Genomic DNA, 19,538 nt, shown 5'->3' with positions numbered 1-19,538 from the left:
GTTAGTAATATGAAGAACGGAGATGATGTATATGGTACTAAATTTCGCTCATCGCGGGTCTTTAACAGAAGCACCAGAAAACACACTACCCGCCTTTCAACTAGCAATCGAACACGGCGTGAAGGCAATGGAATTAGATGTCCAACTAACCAAAGACGGGCACCTCGTTGTCTGTCATGATCATAAATTAATGCGTTTTAATAAAAATGCTGGCTTGATAAAAGATTATACATTAGAGGAAATAAAGCAGATTGATATTGGGGCTTCATTCGATGAAAAATATAAGGGTGTGGTTCTCCCTACCTTAAGTGAAGTACTGGAGTTGTGCCCTAAAGACCTTTTATTAAATATTGAAGTTAAAAATATCCCTGTTATTTACCAGGGGATTGAAAAGAAATTAATTGATTGCCTTAGAGAGCATGATCGCTTATCTAATGTTATCCTGTCTTCCTTTGATCATGTCGCCTTAAAAAACATTCAAGAAATCGACCCTTCTATACCATTGGGCATGCTTTTTTATTACCGAATATTAAATCCATGGGAATACGCAAAGCAAAGTGGCCTCAACATCACTAGCATTCACCCAAATAACGTGTATACCGATAGAGAATTCGTCAGAGAGTGTAAAGGTTTTGGCTACAAAGTATATCCATATACAGTTAATGGAATGGAGAGATACGAACAGCTTGTGGAATACGGCGTGGATGGCGTCTTCTCAAATAATCCAGAAATCTTTGTGAGAGAAAACTAACAAGGTTTAAAACTGAGAATGGGACAAGTTAACAAAAGAGTACAAGTTATTGCTTATTCGGCGCTACGGAAAATACTCGCTTTCCGTGGGCACGGCCTTAGCCTCGGGCCAACAGGATGTTGGTCACGAAGGCGTTGCCACAGGATGTGGCGCTTTTAGCCTTTGTTCCTTGCCCTAGCTTCCGGGGTACTTCGGACTCGTGCTGTTCCCACTGGACAAGTAAGGCTTCGTCAGCGATTCATCGCACGCAGAAAGAGCGAATGCATTTTCAAGGAGTCTACGTATTTTCCTCCGCTAAAGTGGAGTCTTATACTGAAATGTTAAAAAAATTGCCGGGCGATTCAATCTATACCTAAAATAATTGATTAATCGCCCGGCTTTTAACAAAGGTCTTTAGTCCTAGCCTCTATTATTAAGGGCTATTTATCTACTGAGGATATCGGCAGCAATTCTTTCTGTTGCTCTTCCATCTTGATAGTCAAAGAAGCGGTCTTTAAATTGCTTTATCTCGTGATCATCTGGTAGATTTACGATTGCCTCGACCAGAGATTTTGTATCCATTACCATAGGACCGGGTATCAGTTTCTCATACTCATAATAGAAGTCTCGCTCTTTTTTATAGTCTTCCAGATCATAGGGAAAAAATATAATGGGCCTTTCTAGAATACTAAAGTCAAAGAATATGGTAGAGTAATCGGTTATCAATACATCCGTCAGCATTAGAAGTTCCTGTATCGTATACCCCTCTTTAATATAATAAGAAAAATCAGTATCAGCTGCATTAACCCCTGCTTGCATATACGGATGTAGATGAACAAGCAACACATATTCCTCTTGCAGCATTTTCTCCATGAAATCTATATCGAAGGGGATGGCAAACGCCTCTTGATAATGACTTTTCCCTCTAAAAGTAGGAGCATATAAAATTATCTTTCTACCTTTTAAATCAGGGAAATCGCTATAAAAACCCTGTTCTAACAAACGGTTATCATTATAAAAGTAATCAGTCCGCGGAATGCCTAATGGAAGGATATTCTCTTTAGGCATATTGAAAGCCTCAGAGAAATAAGGAATGACTTCTTTTGAGCTTACATAGGCCTTGGTATAATTCCCGTGAATGGGGACGTGTTTTAAATAACTTCTACTCGGGCCAAAACTCTTCCCAACTGTACTATAACCAAATTTTTTTAGAGCACCCGCACTGTGCCAAAGTTGGATAATCTCCAGATCCCTCCTAGGTTTAACTACATAAATGGGGAAATAATAATCATCCACAACGAAATAACGTGACGTTGCTAAATGAAAACAAGCTTTTACCATATGAAAAGTATAGCTAAGCTTTCCATACAAGGAACTATCCAGTTTTTTAAATAGATAGGTTTGCTTTATCTCTGGATAATTAGCTCGCATTTCTTCACTAAGATAGGCTAGATTATCTTTAATTTTGTTTGACCTGTAGGAAGCGAAAGTCATTTTATTCTCATTTTGCTTAAACATTATGAGAAATACAACATACAAAGAGACTAGAAAATATTTTACGATTATAGTAGGTAGTAACCTGATTTTTTTCATACTATACCTACTTTCTCTATAGATTAATGATCAAGACAAGCGGTTTAAAACATGTTCGTAAATATACGTTACCTGTTTATCTAGCACTTCTCGTTGGTTATCCTGAGAATAAAAGATATCCAATACCCTTTTTCTTTCATCCCGATAGAGTTCTGGGTATGCAATTGAATTTTCAAGCACTTCGATAAGCTCTGGAAAGGTATTAACTTTAGGACCCGGGGTAACATCAAAGTAATTAAAATACATATCATTCGATTTCTTTAAATATAAATCCAGATCATAGCTATAGAACAAAACGGGTCTATCCAACAGTAAGTAATCTGTATAACAACTGGAATAATCCGTTAGTAACACATCCGAGTACTTTAATAACAATTGTGGGTCATATGGCTTCTCACTAATATCTATAATATTTTTAAATCTAGTAGGGACGTTGCCGCTACTGTACATATGCCTTTTCACTAGAAAGGTGTAACCCATTTCTTCACAGAACTGATCTAATCTTTCAAAATCAAAAACTGAATTAATATCAGTCTCTAGCTTTCCAAAACTTCGGTGTGTCGGCATATACAAAATGACTTTTTGTTTCCGAATCCATTCAGGTATGTCTTTATCTTCTTCTGTTTCTTTGAAAAAGACGTCATTTCTTACTTGGCCAAGTTGAAGTACATTTTCCTCATGAACTAAAAAGGTCTCCGGGTAATAAGACGAAACAGCTTCGCTTGTTGAGACCACATAGTTTCGTTTTGCTAGATTTGTTTTCACAACAAATTTACCAAAGTATCGTTTTAATTTACTCCTTTCGTGCAGGACTTTGTAGGAGAATGTATTTTTATTAGCTCCCCATACCTTTTTCAATCCTACGCCATGCCACGTATTATAAGAGATTGCTCCCCCAACAAAAGCTTTGCTAAAATCATCATTAATTGAATGGGAATGAATAATCATCCGTGCTTTTAATTGGTGATAAATCCCTTTTAATGAGTTATGCTTATATGCTTGAAAGCCTTTCTTTGTTAAAGAGGAAACAACCTCACTATTTCTAGAAATCCATACGCATTCAAGTTGTTTATCCTCATTCATCTTTAAAAATAAGTATTTAGTGTTCCCGCGAAACCCTTGCCCGTTTTCTCCACCGAAAACAACGAGTTGATTCTTTTTAGGAATTAACTTTGATAGAGAGTGAACAGTTACTACAACCGTTCTTTTAGCAATTAACCTTCCCTTTTTCAATAAAGGGCGATTAACTGACAGAAGTATTAGTACAAGTAGGACTATTTGTGTTATATCGATTTTATTCATATTGTATCGCCTCTATTATCAGTAATTAACTCGTTTGTTTGGAAGGACTTTTCACTTGTTGTACTTGTTTCCTGACTACTATATTTTGCCCATCTAAGCACACCCCATTATCGGAAAGAAGCTGTTGCACGACCTCTCCTACATGTTCTGGTTGCATGATGGTTGAAGGGTCCTCATCAGGAGCAAGGATTCTTCTTAACTCCGTAGCACATCTACCTGGAGAAATACAATAAACAAGGATACCATAACCTGCAAGCTCTTCCGATAACGTTTGAGAAATGCTTATAAGCGCCGCTTTTGAAGAAGCATAAGCCAACCAACCCGGACGAGCAGAACTACCTGCAGTGGATGCTACGTTAAGGATTTTACCACCAGACTGTTTCATATATTTGACTGCTTCTTTGGTTATATTAAATAAGGAATGGACATTAACTTGATATGTTTTTTCCCACTCTTCAATAGACGTTTCTAATAAGGATTGTGGGTTAGCATAGCCAGCTACATTGATTAACATATCAATGGCACCATATTTTTCACCTATCTCGGCAATCATCTCGCGCACTTCACTATAGTTTCCGAGATCTAAAGCATAACAATGAGTGTTTTTCTCCCTATTCATTAAAAGGGTTGTTTCTTCTAGTCCCGTTTCCGTCCTGGATATAAGTATAAAATTAGTAACATCCTCTTCATAACTCAGTGAAACTGCAATAGCTCTCCCAATACCACGACTAGCACCTGTAATAATACATGTTTTTGTCATTTTTAGTCCCCCAATAATATAGTTTCTTTATAAATGGCCTCGGCAAGAATACGATCAATTGGTTTCGTAATTTTAATGTTATATTCCGAACCTGGCAATACAGCTATGTCTGAGCGGAAGTAATGAAAATAAAGACTTGCATCCTCTGTAAAATTTAATCCATCCTCAATAGCACATTGATGTGCGTACAGTAGCTTTTTGGCATTGAACTTGTGGGGTAATTGCACATTCAGCAGCTCATCTCGCTCCAAATTACCTTCCACAACCTCGCCTCCCCGTAAGACTGTAAAAGGAATGTCCAATCCAAAGATAGCGTTTTCATTACTTGTTTCAATTAATCTCATAAAATCTTTCTCAGAAACGAATGGGCGCACCGATTCATGAATGATAACATTATCGTAATCAGCTGCTTGCAATCCCTTGAATACGGATTCCTGTCTAGTCCCTCCGCCTTCAACACATTTTATTGGTGTTGTAAAACCATATTTATTAATGATCTCTACGGTCTTCTCAATAAACTCGGATGGGCATGGCATGATAATCTCTTTTACTACTTGTAACCTATCTACCTTCTCCAACACGTGCACAAAGAGCGGTTTACCAGCAAGAAGTAAAAACTGCTTTGGCATATCTAATTTCATTCTCTTACCTACGCCACCTGACAATAACACCAGACTGTATTCACCCATGACTTTCCTCCTAAAAAAATTTACGTTTAATTTACATTATAACGGTAAGTCGGCCTATTGTTTGTCGGATAACGTCGAATATATAAAGAATTTTTCGACATCTAAAAATAAAAAAACGCGGGATGCTAACCTCGCGTTTTTAAATATGAATAATTTAGTCTTTCTTCTCTTGTAAGTGGCTATGATGAATCCAAGCACTTTTTTCTTCAAGCGCCCCATAGTACCAAAGGTTTTTACCAATCTTAACCGTCTTATTCACATTAAAATCAGTGTTCTTAAACTGTTCTAGATCATCATAAATAAGATTTTTCTTCCCACCCCATGGTCGATTATATGCTTCGCCAGTTCCTTTTATTAGAAACTGTTTTGCGTCTTCATCTATAAGCACTTCATTATGGCTAGATACATCCGGGGATTTCATCCAGCCAACTGTGCCTGTTGAAGCACTTGGCTGTTCACTTAATAGAAAATATAACTCATTATTAACACTTGCTTCCTTTTTAATATAATATACAAGGTTATGATATGAATCAGAAGGGATCTTTTTACTACTTCCCTTTAGATTAGAATAAATATAACTGGAATTGGATTTAATATGCCCCATCTTACTAACAAGATTTTCACTATACTTGGCTTCTTTATCGAAGGGATGGTCTTCATCTATTATAGCTTGAACAAGATCACTTTCCTCTTCTCTTGTTACTTTTTTGGGATCTAGGTCTAACTCAAAGTTCCGATATATTTCTCTTTCTTCCTTTGACATCTTTTGCCAACGCTTTAAAAAAGCTTCGTATTTAGGAATAACCTCTTTAACCGAACCATATTCCTTTACCATTCCAAATTCTAGCCATAGAATTTTTTCGCAAAACTTTTTCATTTGGCCAATGGAATGACTTACAAATATCATCGTTTTCCCTTGCTCTTTAAATTCTTTCATCTTGTTCAAGCTTTTCTCTGCGAAGGCTTTATCCCCTACAGACAATGCCTCATCAATAATTAATATATCTGGATCTACTGTAACGGAAATAGCGAATCCAAGCCTCGATTTCATACCGCTTGAATAGGATTTGACGGGTTGGTCGATAAATTTCCCTAACTCTGAGAACTCAATAATATCTGGTTCTAACGCTTTGATTTCTTCTTTATTAAACCCAAGCATAAGCAACTTTAATTCAATATTATCTCGTCCTGACAGGTCATTCTTCAATCCAGAAGACACTGCTATTAAGGATGCCTGACCATTTACCTCTAAAGTTCCAGAAGTTTCTGGAACTACCCCCGCAATAATATTAGAAAGTGTAGATTTACCTGAGCCATTCACTCCAATAAATCCTACAATGTCTCCCTTATCTGCCTGAAAGTTAACATCTGTCAAAGCATAGAAGTCTTCCCCATAGCTCTTTGGAGTCAACAAATCTAACAACCGTTCTTTTGAGCCATTATACAATTTATATTTCTTTTGGATGTTTTTAGCTATAATTGCTTTTTCCATATCATCACAAACCTTTATATATAATCTATAAAATGTCTACGGAACTTTACATGTAACGTAGAACCTACTAGGAAAAGCACGATCACAATACACCAGAAAACTAAACTGTATTCCCATTCTATAATAAAATGCCATTCTGTACCAAATAGTGCTGCACGATAACCTTCAACCAAGTAATAAAGTGGATTAAGTTTTAATATCTTCATAATTACTTCATATTGGCCTACTAAAATAGCTAGTGGCCACAAGACCCCCGACAAATACAAAAGCATCCTCAACGTTGAATTTAAAAGCATGTGGATATCTCTAACAATTGTTGACAATGTTGACGTTATAAGTGATAGAGAAAAGATCAAACAAAACGCCGCTAACATATAGTAAATCAATTGCAAGTAATAAATTGATATAAAATGCCCGTTTATATTCAATATTATGATTGCGATAGCAAGCATAATAACGTGTACATAAAACTGAGAAAAAATAACATAGCCTGGGATTATGCTCATAGGGAAGTTCATTTTAGAAAGCATCCTAAGACGTGTATAGATGGACTTAGAACCCTGAATTGTAGCCTGATAAAAAAAGATCCATAAAAAGAATGCTGCTAGTAACCAACTGAAAAACTCAATTTGTTGGCCGTCAACTAATTCAATTGGATTTTTTTTCCTTATAGCTGAAAAAACAAACCAATAGATAACTATTTGTATAGAAGGGTTTAAAAATTCCCAAAGGATACCTAAATAGTTATTTTTGTTTTTGCTTTTTAATTCGTATATAGAGAGCCTTCTAATCAAATAAAAATTCTCTAATTGTTCTTGAGCAACCTTTATTGCTGATTTCATAGTATATCCTTTCCAGTCGGACTTTAGGTTAAGCCATTAAGGTTTCATTTCATCCAACCAACTCTTTTCAAACTTATCCTCACTAAATCTTTCTCTAGTTATAGCAGTGTTTAAGGATAATTTGTTACGATAACCTTTCTCTTCCATCACCTTAATTATTCTATTCGCAAGTGCTTGCTTGTCACCTTGTTCTACTAAGCAACCATTAATTTCATTATTAATTATATCCTCAGGTCCATATTTTATATTATACGCTATAACAGGTGTGCCTACAGCCATACTTTCCGTAATCACCATTGCAAATCCTTCCTGCTTAGAGGTCAAGATAGAGCAAGCAGCCTTTATATATATATCCTTTGGTGTGTCAGTATAACCTTTTAAAAATACATTTTTCTGCAAATTAAGCTTTTCTATTAAGTTTTGAAGGTACTCTTCTAGTGGCCCATTACCATATATATAGTACTTAGCATCCGGGATTTTTTCGACTACATATTTAAAAGCTTGAATCGCCTCATCCAACCTTTTGTCCTCGTGATAACGAGCTAAAGTTACCGCTAGTTTAGGATTATAGTCATTACTTTCACCCACGCTTTCACTGTCTACCTGACACGAATGCGGTATGACTGTAAAATTTTTGCGTTGACCATAAACTGACTCTACATCTTCTTTTTGTTCGTTTGTCAAAAAAACAACTTTATCTAACTCATCAGCATGTTGAAAAAGTTCCTTATAACTTTCCTTAATCCTTTTTTTATCGTTAAAGGGGGCTTTTAGATGATTTGTATGCACCACTTCAATCTTTTTGGCCTTATCATGTTTAACTTCACGCAAGATTTTGTGTAAGCCCCGAAGTTCACAAGTAATTACCGGATAATTAATTCCTTGCAAAAACGTATTAAACCATTCTTGTTGAAGGTTATGTAATTTTTCATATTCCTGTGGATTTGTAACAAATCTAGCAGCTCTTCCTTCTTTCCCTGTACTCGGATTAACATGCACACTTAAGTAACAATTTCCTTTGTAATCAAAATATTGATCTAATCGGGGTTTATTAGTGTTTCTATCCATTTGGCGAGTACGTACTAGGATTCCATGTTCATCAAATTCTTCCCTGCGTATTCTATGTCTGCTTGCGTCCATATAATCAATGAATTTTATAGAACCATCCTCATTAAAACTTTTATATTTCAAATATAGACCATCTTTATAATACCTATAGCATAATTCTTTCCCCTTTTTTTTGACAGGAAATTTAATAAACCCTTTTTCATCAACAAAATGCAATTTTTTTTGTTTCCTGGAAATCTTTAATTGCTTTTTGACTGGTTTTAGATCCTCAAAAAAGTTTACAACCCTCACGTTTTTTTCTAATAAACTTTTATCGTAGAACTCTTGTATTATTTTTTTGTAATTCTGTTGGAATAAAAAAGTGACAATTATTACTTCTTTATGCTCTTTTGCTAATACGTTAGCTCTTTTTACCGACGCTTTTGTCACTCCTCCTCGTTTAACATTTAAAGACCTAACCATAATGACAGGGGTTATTTTTTTCATTCTTTTTACCTCCAAAAGATGCCGAATCTGATACTTTATGAATGATTATCTTTCTGGTCTAATAAATTTGTAACTACTCGCTTAGTTGCTCCACCATCTTCCAAATAGCAATATTTATTGTAAAAAACCTTGAAAGAAGAGGGAAGTTGGTAGCTGCCTTCACTAATTCTCTTTAAATATTTCCGTATCTGTTCATTGTTTTCTAAAAGGGGACCTGGTGCCTGCTTTTCCAAATCGAAATAAAATCCTCTAAGTTCTTCCCTATATTCCTCAATATCATAAGTAAAAAAGAGTATTGGCCTTTGCAAATTGGCATAGTCGAAGAAAACAGAAGAATAATCTGTGATTAATACATCGGATATCAAATATAACTCATTTATATCATTATAAGTAGAAAGTTCATAGACGAAGCCTTTAAACTCATTCAATTCAAAGTTCTCAGCTACTAGATAATGCATTCTAAGTAATACAATATATTCGTCTCCTAATTCTTTTTTTAGTGTATTTAAATCTAATTTCAGGGAAAATTTATACTTTCCCTTACCATAATAATCATTATCTCTCCAAGTAGGGGCATATAATATAACTTTTTTTCCCTTCGGCAAGTTTAATTTGCTTTTAATCTCTTCTATGTTCTGCTTATTATTGTGGGTATACAAAAAGTCATTTCTAGGATAGCCACTTTCAAGAACAGTGTTATCGAACCCAAAAGAACGTTTGAAAATTTCTGTAGAATATGAATTTGCTGAGATTAAATAATCCCACTTATTCGATTCATAAAGGAAATTTTTCTTGTAAGTAACTGTATCAGTACCCGGCATCCGCACCTCTTCGATATCAATACCTAATTTCTTTAAAGGTGTGCCATGCCATGTCTGAATATAAATCGTGTCTCTTGGTTTAGGTATCCATAAAGGTAATCTACAATTCACTACCCAATAACGAGAAGTAGCCATTAAAAATATCCACTTAAAACTAAAACGAAAGGCGTAATTCAAATTCTGATGTTTAAAATTACTGTAGTAATTTCGATCAATACTCCAATACAATTTATAGTCGGGATACTCTTTTTTTATATACTCATAAATCGCCTTTGGGTTATCACTGTATTGTTTCCCAAAAAAACTTTCAAATATAATTGTATTTTTACGACTAGGTATTTTCCCTACAATATAAAACAATAATTTTAAGCAATATTGAATGTATTTACTTTTCTTTGTTTTTTTTATTATTTTATTTATATTCAAATCAACTCACCTCAAGTAAAACTAAGAACATATATACTCAATATATCACTTTATTTGGAATCTGAGAAAGAAAAACATGGATCTCTCTTGAATCCATGTTTAAAGTTTATTTAAGTAATTCTTAGTTATGAAATACAGCTTTTACTGTTTTCTCAGATGCCTGACCATCATCCCATAAGCAATACTTATTATAAAAGTTCTCATATTTATCACTATATTTTTTACTGACTTCATTAATATTTTCCACTGCATTTACAACTTCGTCCGTTGTCATTAGCAAAGGCCCAGGTACCTCTTGCTCCATGTCAAAGTAAAAACCTCTTAATTGATCTCGGTATTTCTCTATATCGTAAGTGTAAAACAATATTGGCCTTTTTAAATGGGCGTAATCAAAGAACACCGAAGAATAATCAGTTATTAAAATGTCTGAGACTAAATAAAGTTCGGCAATATCATCATAGACGCTAAAATCGTAAACAAAACCTTGATAATCAGAAACATCTAATCGATTTGCTATGTGATAATGAGTTCTTAACAAGATAATATAATCGTCACTTAAATTTTCTTGCATTTTGTCTAATTCTAATCTCAATGTAAACTTATAATTGCCCCTGGAGAAAAATTCATCATCACGCCAGGTTGGGGCATAGAGTATAACCTTTTTATTTAAAGGAATCTGTAACTTCTCTTTCATTTCTTTTATATTACTATCATTGTTTTTTTGATAGAGAATATCGTTTCTAGGATATCCAAATTCAAGCATTTCTTTCTCAAACTTAAAAGCACGTCTAAAAATATCAGATGAATACTGGTTTGGTGAACTAAGGTAATCCCATCTTCTAGATTGTATATAAAAATTCTCTTTATATTTAGGATCAGCGGAAAATATATCTTTCTGGTCTAGAACTAGTGTCTTTAAAGGTGTTCCATGCCATGTTTGTAAATATACATTACCTTCTCTTTTATTCAAAGACTTAGGCAACCTAATGTTACTTACCCAGTATTTCGCCCTGGCTAGATAATAAAAATAACGCAGACTGAATCTCTTGACTTGAATCGGATTTCCTGGAATATCCTTAGTTTCTCTCACACTCCATACACACTTATAGCCCAAATTATTATTTAACAAATACTCATAAATATATTTTGGGCTATCAGAATAAGATTTACCAAGGAAACTTTCAAAAAATACTACATTTTCTTTAATTGGTAATCTCATAAATACTCTTCTGTATAAAAGAACAAAAAACTTCCTTCTTGTCTTTAAACCATCTTTTATATCCCTTAATAATTGGTGAAGAGAGTTCATCTTTTTATACTTCCTCTTATCCCCTTTTAGTATCGTCTTAATTTCTCTCCTCAAAATTACCCCATAACGATTTAATACATTTTGTTCCATTTTTTCTACACTGCTTGACAGATCATCAAAAAACTGATCTACACCATTATTTTCTTTAAAATAAGTAACAATTGTCTTTCTGTAAAAATTCAAAAACTGTACGTCCAGATAATTATTTACTTCTACGTCTTCGTATTCATCTTTTAAATGATTATACATTGTGATGAAATCTTTTATTCTATACTCTTTGTCAAGTTGAATTAAAGAAGGATTTAAAACTGGATCATTTCTATTTCTTTTAAAATATATAGCTTCTTTAAGGTATGGAACTACTTCTGCTTTTTGAAAAGCAGGTACTATAAATTTTAGATCTGAATATATCTTATTTTTCTCTGAAAAATTAAGTTTTTCATTTAGGACGAAATCTTTCCTTATTAAAGTATTTAAAACAGATTTGTTTTTTAATAAATTATATTTTTTATCACTATATAATTTGACCTTAAATAAACCTTCTAATATTATAGCTATACTTTTACTAAAATTGGTCTTTTTAATTCTGCCACGGATTAGTTTATGATCTTTTATATTATTTACTAAGATCTCTAGTGTCTTCTCTGGAAGATAGTCATCACTATCTAAAAAGTAAAGAAAGTCCCCTGTGGATTTCTCAATTCCGAAATTACGAGCCGCCCCTGTTCCCACTCTTTTATCAATTTCATAAAGATGAAGCCTATCGTCTAATTTGAGTAACGATTTAAGATAGGCAGTACAAGATTCATTACTTCCATCATTAACTAAGATAACCTCTAGGTTTTGATACGTTTGTTTTAATACAGAAGTGATGCAATCTTTTAAGTATTCCTCAGTGTTATATACAGGTATAATGATTGAAATTTTGTTCACTTATAAGCACTCCTTATTGGCCATTAACAACGTCTACATATGTTCAATGACAATTACTATTGTAATATACTGCAGAATTTTGTTGAAAAATACTATGACTAATTAATCTTTTTTAAGCAGGTGATATTATTAGCTTGTTAACTTATTGGTATCTGCTTTTTTCCATACCTCATCTTACCTCTAATTTCTGCTATTCATTTCTCCACTATACCACAAGGATATTTATTATTATTTCGAGAAGACACTTATCATACAATTTTCAAGTATCTATTATATAACATTTGTTTATAAATCTACAATATGTAAGCGAAAACCACAAAATATTCTTTTATTTTTATACCATTAATAGGGTTGCAATTTTTATTGCATAAATTTAATTCTAACAAAATCAAAGTGTTTTCAATAGGTTTTCATGGCAGGATTAATAACTTTTAAATTCTGTATATAATAAGTTTATTGTCTCTAATGGACTTAAAAGATGATAATCCCAAAATAGAAAGTATAATTAAAAAGGTAATTGTAAAAAATTCTACCCTAATAAAACAACTAATAGAGTAGAACTTTTATACATTTTATTTTAAGTAAGAACTATGCAACCAAATTCTTTTTCCATTTAATTCCCCACGATACCAAGTATTGTTCCCTACTTTTTCAGTTAAATGAACATTAAATTTTACACCTTTATATGGTTCTAAGTCTTGAAAAACTTCATCCTTTGAGCCTCCCCATGCTTTACTGTACGAGCTCCCTATCCCCTTTAATATAAATGTTTTCTTCTTCTTATCTAAACCAACATGAGTATGTGTTAATAAATCATTTGCATTAACCCATCCTAATACGCCATTAGTTATACTTGGCTCTCGACTGACAAGGTAGAAAGTATGCTCGCCCAAAGTTGCTTGCTTTTTTATATAATACACTTTATTTATGTGATCCTTTCCAGCTGTATTTGATGCATTATCACCTAAAGTATTGTAAATTTTCACTTCACTATTTCTAATGTGTCCTAAGCGACTAATACTACTTTCTACCTTTTTTGTCAGGTAACTTGAATGTAGCCAGATAGTTTTCCCTTTAAAATTTCCTCTATACCAAATATTGTTGCCTATTTTTTCTGTTAGGTGCACATCAAATCTCTCATGGGTGTAAATTGACATATCCTCATAAACCAACTCTTTTGCTCCACCCCACGCTTTACTATACGCTCTACCCGTACCTTTGAAATAGAATGTTTTTGTTGTTTTATCAATACCATGGTGTGAATGAATAGACATGTCAGTTTCTTTAACCCATCCTATTGTTCCAATATTGCTGCTTGGTCTTGTACTTATTAAATAATATATTTGACCGTTTAATTTAGCCTGTTTTTTAATAAAATACACTGTATTTGTAAGCTTGTCACTCGCTTCAATAGCTGTACTGATCTCACCTAACTCTTTATAGATCTTTACTTTTTCATTGCGAATATGACCTAACTTACTTGTGACGCTTTCTTTTTTTGTCGTCACATAACTTGAATGTAGCCAGATAGTCTTGCCTTTAAATATACCTCTATACCAAATGTTATTACCTACTTTTTCTGTCAGGTTAACATTAAACTTTTCATTAATGTAAGGAGACAAATCTCCATAAAGGACGTCCTTACTCCCTCCCCATGCTTTACTATAAGCAGTACCGTTTCCTTTAATATAAAATGTCTTCTTATTCTTATCAGCACCGACATGTTTATGGGTTGATAAATCTTCTGCTTTCACCCAACCAACTACTCCGTACCTTGGTTGTGTGCTAATTAAATAATACATTTGCCCTTTTACATTCGCCTGCTTCTTAATATAGTAAACTAAATTGGTGTACTCTTTTCCGGCTTTAAAACTATTCAAGTTATCATATAAATTTAAATATATATTTACATTTCCATTTATTATATGTCCTAACTTGCTTGTATTATTTTCATCTATTAAGTAACTGGAATGTATCCATACTGTTTTTTCTTTTAGTGTTCCTCTATACCAAACGTTACTTCCAACTGATTCAGTAAGATGGACATTAAATGTTTCTCCTGAGAAGTCAGATAAATTGTACACTAAATCTTTGGGACCACCCCACGCCTTCTCGTAAGCTTTTCCTTTACCTTGTATTGTATAGGTCTTCTTTTCTTTATCTATCCCATTATGCTCATGAACTTTTAAGTCTTTGGCTTTCACCCAACCTACTTTACCTTTTAAAGTACTCGGCTCATTACTAATTAAATAGTAGAGGTCTCCCTCAATATTTGCTTGTTTTTTTATATAATAAACTTTATTAATATTAATGCTACCAGCTTTAAAGGAATCTGATTTATTATAAATATCATTTAAAATTACCCCATCACTATTTCGTATATGCCCTAACTTACTTGTGTTATTCACGACTATTTTAGAAACATAACTAGAATGTATCCATACTGTCTTTCCCTTAAGAATTCCCCGATACCAAGTGTTGTTTCCTACTTTCTCTGTAAGGTGGATCCTAAATTCCTCTCCTACAAAATCTGATAAATCATATACGAAGTTATTAGCACCGCCCCAAGCTTTATTATAGGCGTTTCCATTACCATTGATCACCATTTTTTTAGCATCTTTGTCCACTCCTTTATGGACATGCGAACTAATATCTTTTGCTTCCACCCAACCAATTGTTCCCTGTTTACTACTTGGTTCTCTACTCAATAAATAGTAGTTAGCATTTTTAACCCGAGCTTGAGATTTAATGTAGAAAACTTCGTTAGTGTTTTTTGAACCAGCTTTACTGTAATTTTGCTGATCAATAGGGTTGTTATATATTTTCACATCAGTAGATTTTATATGACCTAATTTACTCGTATTAGCTACTTTTTGTGTAATTAATTTATTATGTTTTTCTGTTACTAAACTGACAAATTGGCTCCAATTATAACCATACCTACTAAAATACCCATGGGGATCAACATGGGTAGTACCTCCTAGATGAACACTTACGGCTTTGTGTGACCACAGACTGCCCTTCCCACTAGATTCTGCATCGGTGATACCTAAATTATATTTATATTGAATATTAGCAATATAATTAGCATAATTGTTTATGGAACGTGCGAATTGATCGAATGTATTTACACGCACTAGTTCGACATGCACAAACCTCTGATTTGCATATCTGCCTGCTCCCCATGCACCGTACTCTAATGGATGTATTTCTATTATTCTATTATGATCTATAAATGCATGTACAAAAGCATTCAAATGATTTTTGGACATATACGATATTTCGCTCTCAATGGTAGAATTGTCGTTGGCAGTTTCATGGGCCACAACTCCTTCTACTTTTCCATATCCATTTCGATAATTAAATTTAGTAAAGAAATCTTTATAATCATATTCTACTTTTGGAACAACTATGTTCTCTATATAATTGTTAACAGAAGGGTATATTGCTCGCATTAGTAATCTATTATTTTTTTCTTGAACATGCTCACCTTCAACCACACCATCCCTCCAACCCTTAGGTACATATTGAAGTTCTTCCTGGGTTAATTCACTAATATCTTCACCGTACACTTCGGTTCCTTTTATTATTCCATACTCATTATAATTCTCATTTTGCGAATCATCGCTATCTAATTTATCTGCATAGATTTGTATGGGCATACAAAAAAATAGTACTAACATAATAAACCCTGTAATTTTTTTCATAAATTTAACTTCAACTCCTCAAAAAAGGCGCCTTGATTCAATTTAATTTCTGGAATCAAGACGCTTCTAAAATTTCCACTAATTATAAGATGGTATATCTAAAAATATATTATAAATCCCTATATCTTGGTATAAATTATACATTGTATAAATTTGCTTAGAAGCCCAGCCAATATCAGTAGCATATTGGTGGCTTGCCTGTCCACCTACTGCCATCGCCTCGGGATTCCAACGCATTTTGTATAGTGTGTTTTGGCCCTTATTCACATATGATTCACCTATGAATTTTGCGCCGCCAATTATAGCTTCTTCAGCAGAAAACCACTTTTCTTTATATGCACGAATTGCTCCTGCTTCTAGCGCATTCCCGTCTACTGCTCCTATACCAAACATATTATAAGTCTTCTTTATACTAGATAAACTATTTTTGTTAGTGCTAGTTACTAATACATAGTTACCGGATTTATTTATCCCGACTTCTACTCCGTTAGCTAACGGCGAACTTCCATGACCAGTTTCGAGCAATGCATGGGACAGAAGGTAAATATCATTGACACCATGAGCAAGTCCTGCCTCAATAAATGTTTCTCCCTTCCCTTCCAGGATCCCCTTGCCTTTAAGATAATTGTCTATTACTCTAGTTGATGTTCCGCTAGTTCTTGCTAAATCCAAAAACTGAAATCTCTGTTTTTCATCATCTACAAAGTTTGTTGGATCTAGGTAATATAATACATCCTCTTGACTAGCGTCCACCCATTGCCCACTAGTATACTCGATTTGGTACCAACCATTTACTTTACTGATTATATTTACTTTTTCCTTGTACTTAAGAGAACCGACAATTTTTTTAGATCCTCCCGGTCCAGACCTAACATTTAGTACGGATGCGGTTACTTCATTTTGATTATTTATATATTCAGCAGATACATATGCATACTTCTTATCTGTTTGGGGTGGCGAATTAAGTTCCATTTGTAACTCTAAAGCTTTTGATAGTTTTAAATCATAATTTGAATAGTTTGTGTAATCTGATAATAGGTAGGAAGAATGTATCCATACTATTGTCCCATCCAACAAACCTCGATACCATATATTACTCCCAACTGATTCGGTTAAATTCACCTTAAAAGTTGAACCCTCATATGAGGAAAGGTCTTTATAAATTAGATCTTTTGATCCACCCCAAGCTTTTTGGTAAGCACTCCCTTTACCATTTAAATAAAAGATTTTAGACTCTTTATCAACCCCCACATGAGTATGTACTGCTAGGTCAGATGCTTTCACCCACCCTATAACCCCTTTAACGCTACTCGGCTGATTACTAATCAAATAATAAAACTCTCCATTAATTTCGGCTTGCTTCTTAATATAATAGACAGCATTTAAATAGTTGATAGTGTTTAGACTTGAAGACACGTCTCCAATTTCCTCATAAATCTTGGCACCTGACTTAAGATGTCCCAAGAGACTAGTATCGCTCTCTTCTTTGGTAGTTAAATAGCTTGAATGTAACCATATTGTTTCCCCGTTAAATTCCCCTCGATACCAAGTATTCGTACCTACTTTTTCTGTTAGATTAACAATGAATTTTTGCCCTTTAAATTGTGCCATGTCATCATAAACTAGGTCTTTGGATCCACCCCATGCTTTACCATAAGAACTGCCGTTTCCTTTAAAGTAATAACTTTTTATTTTTTTATCTATTCCAACATGGTCATGTAAAGATAGATCTGATCCTTTAACCAAACCTACAACACCTTTTGTGCTACTCGGTTCGGTACTTATTAAATAATAGCGTTTATTCTTAAAGTCTACCTGTTTTTTAATATAGTAGACAGAATTTGTATACTTCGTACCAGCAGTCCATGAAGAAGAAAAATCATTTTTGTCATATATTATAACTTCTTCACTACGGATATGCCCTAACTTACTAGTTGATTGTTCTTCGGCGCTTTCTACATATGACGAATGTAACCATATCGTCTCTCCATTAATGTTGCCTCTATACCATGTATTATTTCCAACTTTTTCTGTTAAATGAACTTCAAATCTTTTTCCTTGGAATTGAGACATATCTTTATAAATTAGATCTTTGGAGCCACCCCATGCTTTACTATAAGCACTGCCAGTCCCTTTGAAATAAAATGTCTTATCCCTCTTATCAACACCAACATGAGTATGAGTTGATAAGTCGGATGATTTGACCCAACCAACTACCCCCTCTACACTGCTTGGCTTCTGACTAATTAAATAATAAGTTTCCCCATTGAAATTTGCTCTTTTTTTAATATAATAAACAGCGTGTAAATAGTCATTACCCTCGATTGCTGATGAAGGGACTCCAATTTCCTTATATATCCGAGCTTGGCTTTTAAGATGGCCTAAAAGGCTGGTCTTACTTTCTTCTATTGTTGTTTTCTCGATTGCTGTTAAATAACTCGAATGTAGCCAAATAGTTTCTCCATTAAGATTTCCTCGATACCATGTATTATTCCCTACCTTTTCAGTCAAATTCACTAGAAACTTTTGACCAGTAAATTCCTCCATACTTTTATAAACTACATTTTTCGAGCCACCCCAAGCCTTATTATAAGAACTCCCAGTTCCCTTAAAGTAAAATGTTTTGGCTTCTTTATCAACTCCTGTATGGGTATGAAGAGATAAATCTGATTCTTCAACCCAACCTAAAAGCCCCTTTGTACTACTGGGTTCCCTACTAAGTAAATAATAAGTAGAACTATTTGTCTTTGCTTCTTTTTTAATGTAATACACTTCATTTGTGTTAGCCTCATCGGCCTTGAACGAAGTCGATAGGTCGGTTAAATCCTGAAAGATAACCACATTTGCACTTTTTATATGACCAAGCTTGCTAGTAAATTTCTCTTCAATACTTTCATTAGATATAGATTGAAGAAGTAAAGTATTTTCTTTTGTATCCTGTTTCTCATTTACTATATCATTTGATTCAGTCGGTTCCATTTTTTGGCTACTATCATTCTCTAAGTTTTCATCAGAGTAAGAGTTAACCTCACTGTTAGAAGGTGGGTTATTATAATCGATTCCTTCCTCAACATCAGCCTCGTCATTTATATCTTTTTCTTCTATAGATTCGTCATTCTCATTATTTTGAAGATCGCTTTCTTCATCCACTTGATTCTCTTGAACTACTTCCCCATTATTCAATTCATTATCCCCGATCATAGCTGAAACATCATACGGGATCATTGAAACTAGAAGTAATAAACACACTGCTGTTATGATTATTTTTTTCATTTATACCCTCCGTTATAACTTTATTTAAAATTTTTTAAATTTTACCTTTTTAAAAATCGTGGTGCCAAAATTTTTCAGGCTCTCTAATCATATATCGGAAAAATAGT

The 19,538-nt window shown here is 33.8% G+C and carries 11 protein-coding genes and 1 pseudogene; 1 reads left to right on the top strand and 11 read right to left on the bottom strand.

The genetic code is table 11. From position 1 onward, the window contains the following. The first annotated feature begins 31 nt into the window (after nucleotides 1-31). Nucleotides 32-751 carry a glycerophosphodiester phosphodiesterase gene (locus K3T81_RS02605; protein ID WP_238018055.1) on the top strand — a complete coding sequence of 240 codons (720 nt, stop codon included), beginning with the start codon at nucleotides 32-34 and terminating at the stop codon, nucleotides 749-751. 423 nt (nucleotides 752-1,174) lie between these two features. Here K3T81_RS02605 and K3T81_RS02600 read toward each other — a convergent pair whose 3' ends face one another. The 11 genes and pseudogenes from K3T81_RS02600 to K3T81_RS02550 form a co-directional block, all read right to left on the bottom strand. Then, on the bottom strand, nucleotides 1,175-2,323 hold the full coding sequence (locus K3T81_RS02600) for a CDP-glycerol glycerophosphotransferase family protein (RefSeq protein WP_238018054.1): 1,149 nt from the start codon (nucleotides 2,321-2,323) through the stop codon (nucleotides 1,175-1,177). 30 nt (nucleotides 2,324-2,353) lie between these two features. After that, complete coding sequence (locus K3T81_RS02595) at nucleotides 2,354-3,625, bottom strand: CDP-glycerol glycerophosphotransferase family protein (protein WP_238018053.1); 1,272 nt, start codon at nucleotides 3,623-3,625, stop codon at nucleotides 2,354-2,356. Between the two features lie 25 nt (nucleotides 3,626-3,650). Continuing rightward, nucleotides 3,651-4,385 carry an SDR family oxidoreductase gene (locus K3T81_RS02590; protein ID WP_238018052.1) on the bottom strand — a complete coding sequence of 245 codons (735 nt, stop codon included), beginning with the start codon at nucleotides 4,383-4,385 and terminating at the stop codon, nucleotides 3,651-3,653. Nucleotides 4,386-4,387: 2 nt separating this feature from the next. Then, nucleotides 4,388-5,074, bottom strand: coding sequence for an IspD/TarI family cytidylyltransferase (locus K3T81_RS02585; protein WP_238018051.1), 687 nt, complete (start codon nucleotides 5,072-5,074; stop codon nucleotides 4,388-4,390). Between the two features lie 733 nt (nucleotides 5,075-5,807). Next, nucleotides 5,808-6,566: pseudogene (gene tagH, locus K3T81_RS02580) on the bottom strand (teichoic acids export ABC transporter ATP-binding subunit TagH); the annotation flags it as partial. A 14-nt stretch (nucleotides 6,567-6,580) separates the two neighbouring features. Beyond that, the gene (locus K3T81_RS02575) at nucleotides 6,581-7,408 is read right to left on the bottom strand and encodes an ABC transporter permease (RefSeq protein ID WP_238018050.1); all 828 of its coding nucleotides are present in this window, start codon (nucleotides 7,406-7,408) and stop codon (nucleotides 6,581-6,583) included. 36 nt (nucleotides 7,409-7,444) lie between these two features. Then, on the bottom strand, nucleotides 7,445-8,962 hold the full coding sequence (locus K3T81_RS02570; protein WP_238018049.1) for a glycosyltransferase: 1,518 nt from the start codon (nucleotides 8,960-8,962) through the stop codon (nucleotides 7,445-7,447). A gap of 35 nt (nucleotides 8,963-8,997) precedes the next feature. Then, nucleotides 8,998-10,209, bottom strand: a complete 1,212-nt coding sequence (locus tag K3T81_RS02565) for a CDP-glycerol glycerophosphotransferase family protein (protein WP_238018048.1) — start codon at nucleotides 10,207-10,209, stop codon at nucleotides 8,998-9,000. A 121-nt stretch (nucleotides 10,210-10,330) separates the two neighbouring features. After that, nucleotides 10,331-12,451 carry a bifunctional glycosyltransferase/CDP-glycerol:glycerophosphate glycerophosphotransferase gene (locus K3T81_RS19555; protein ID WP_238018046.1) on the bottom strand — a complete coding sequence of 707 codons (2,121 nt, stop codon included), beginning with the start codon at nucleotides 12,449-12,451 and terminating at the stop codon, nucleotides 10,331-10,333. Between the two features lie 572 nt (nucleotides 12,452-13,023). Continuing rightward, nucleotides 13,024-16,158, bottom strand: a complete 3,135-nt coding sequence (locus K3T81_RS02555; RefSeq protein ID WP_238018044.1) for a peptidoglycan recognition protein family protein — start codon at nucleotides 16,156-16,158, stop codon at nucleotides 13,024-13,026. A 78-nt stretch (nucleotides 16,159-16,236) separates the two neighbouring features. Then, nucleotides 16,237-19,431 carry a GW dipeptide domain-containing protein gene (locus K3T81_RS02550; RefSeq protein ID WP_238018043.1) on the bottom strand — a complete coding sequence of 1,065 codons (3,195 nt, stop codon included), beginning with the start codon at nucleotides 19,429-19,431 and terminating at the stop codon, nucleotides 16,237-16,239. Nucleotides 19,432-19,538: the final 107 nt, after the last annotated feature.

The organism is Oceanobacillus jordanicus (assembly GCF_022095695.1).
Classification (GTDB): Bacteria; Bacillota; Bacilli; order Bacillales; family Amphibacillaceae; genus Oceanobacillus_B; species Oceanobacillus_B jordanicus.
The sequence above is the reverse complement of the archived record's forward strand: the minus strand, read 5'-3'. Positions and strand labels throughout refer to the sequence as shown.

Bases quoted from the DNA above. Each gene is read 5' to 3' on its own strand.
- K3T81_RS02605 (WP_238018055.1), top strand. From the start codon at position 32: ATGGTACTAAATTTCGCTCATCGCGGGTCTTTAACAGAAGCACCAGAA.
- K3T81_RS02600 (WP_238018054.1), bottom strand. From the start codon at position 2,323: ATGAAAAAAATCAGGTTACTACCTACTATAATCGTAAAATATTTTCTA.
- K3T81_RS02595 (WP_238018053.1), bottom strand. From the start codon at position 3,625: ATGAATAAAATCGATATAACACAAATAGTCCTACTTGTACTAATACTT.
- K3T81_RS02590 (WP_238018052.1), bottom strand. From the start codon at position 4,385: ATGACAAAAACATGTATTATTACAGGTGCTAGTCGTGGTATTGGGAGA.
- K3T81_RS02585 (WP_238018051.1), bottom strand. From the start codon at position 5,074: ATGGGTGAATACAGTCTGGTGTTATTGTCAGGTGGCGTAGGTAAGAGA.
- K3T81_RS02575 (WP_238018050.1), bottom strand. From the start codon at position 7,408: ATGAAATCAGCAATAAAGGTTGCTCAAGAACAATTAGAGAATTTTTAT.
- K3T81_RS02570 (WP_238018049.1), bottom strand. From the start codon at position 8,962: ATGAAAAAAATAACCCCTGTCATTATGGTTAGGTCTTTAAATGTTAAA.
- K3T81_RS02555 (WP_238018044.1), bottom strand. From the start codon at position 16,158: ATGAAAAAAATTACAGGGTTTATTATGTTAGTACTATTTTTTTGTATG.
- K3T81_RS02550 (WP_238018043.1), bottom strand. From the start codon at position 19,431: ATGAAAAAAATAATCATAACAGCAGTGTGTTTATTACTTCTAGTTTCA.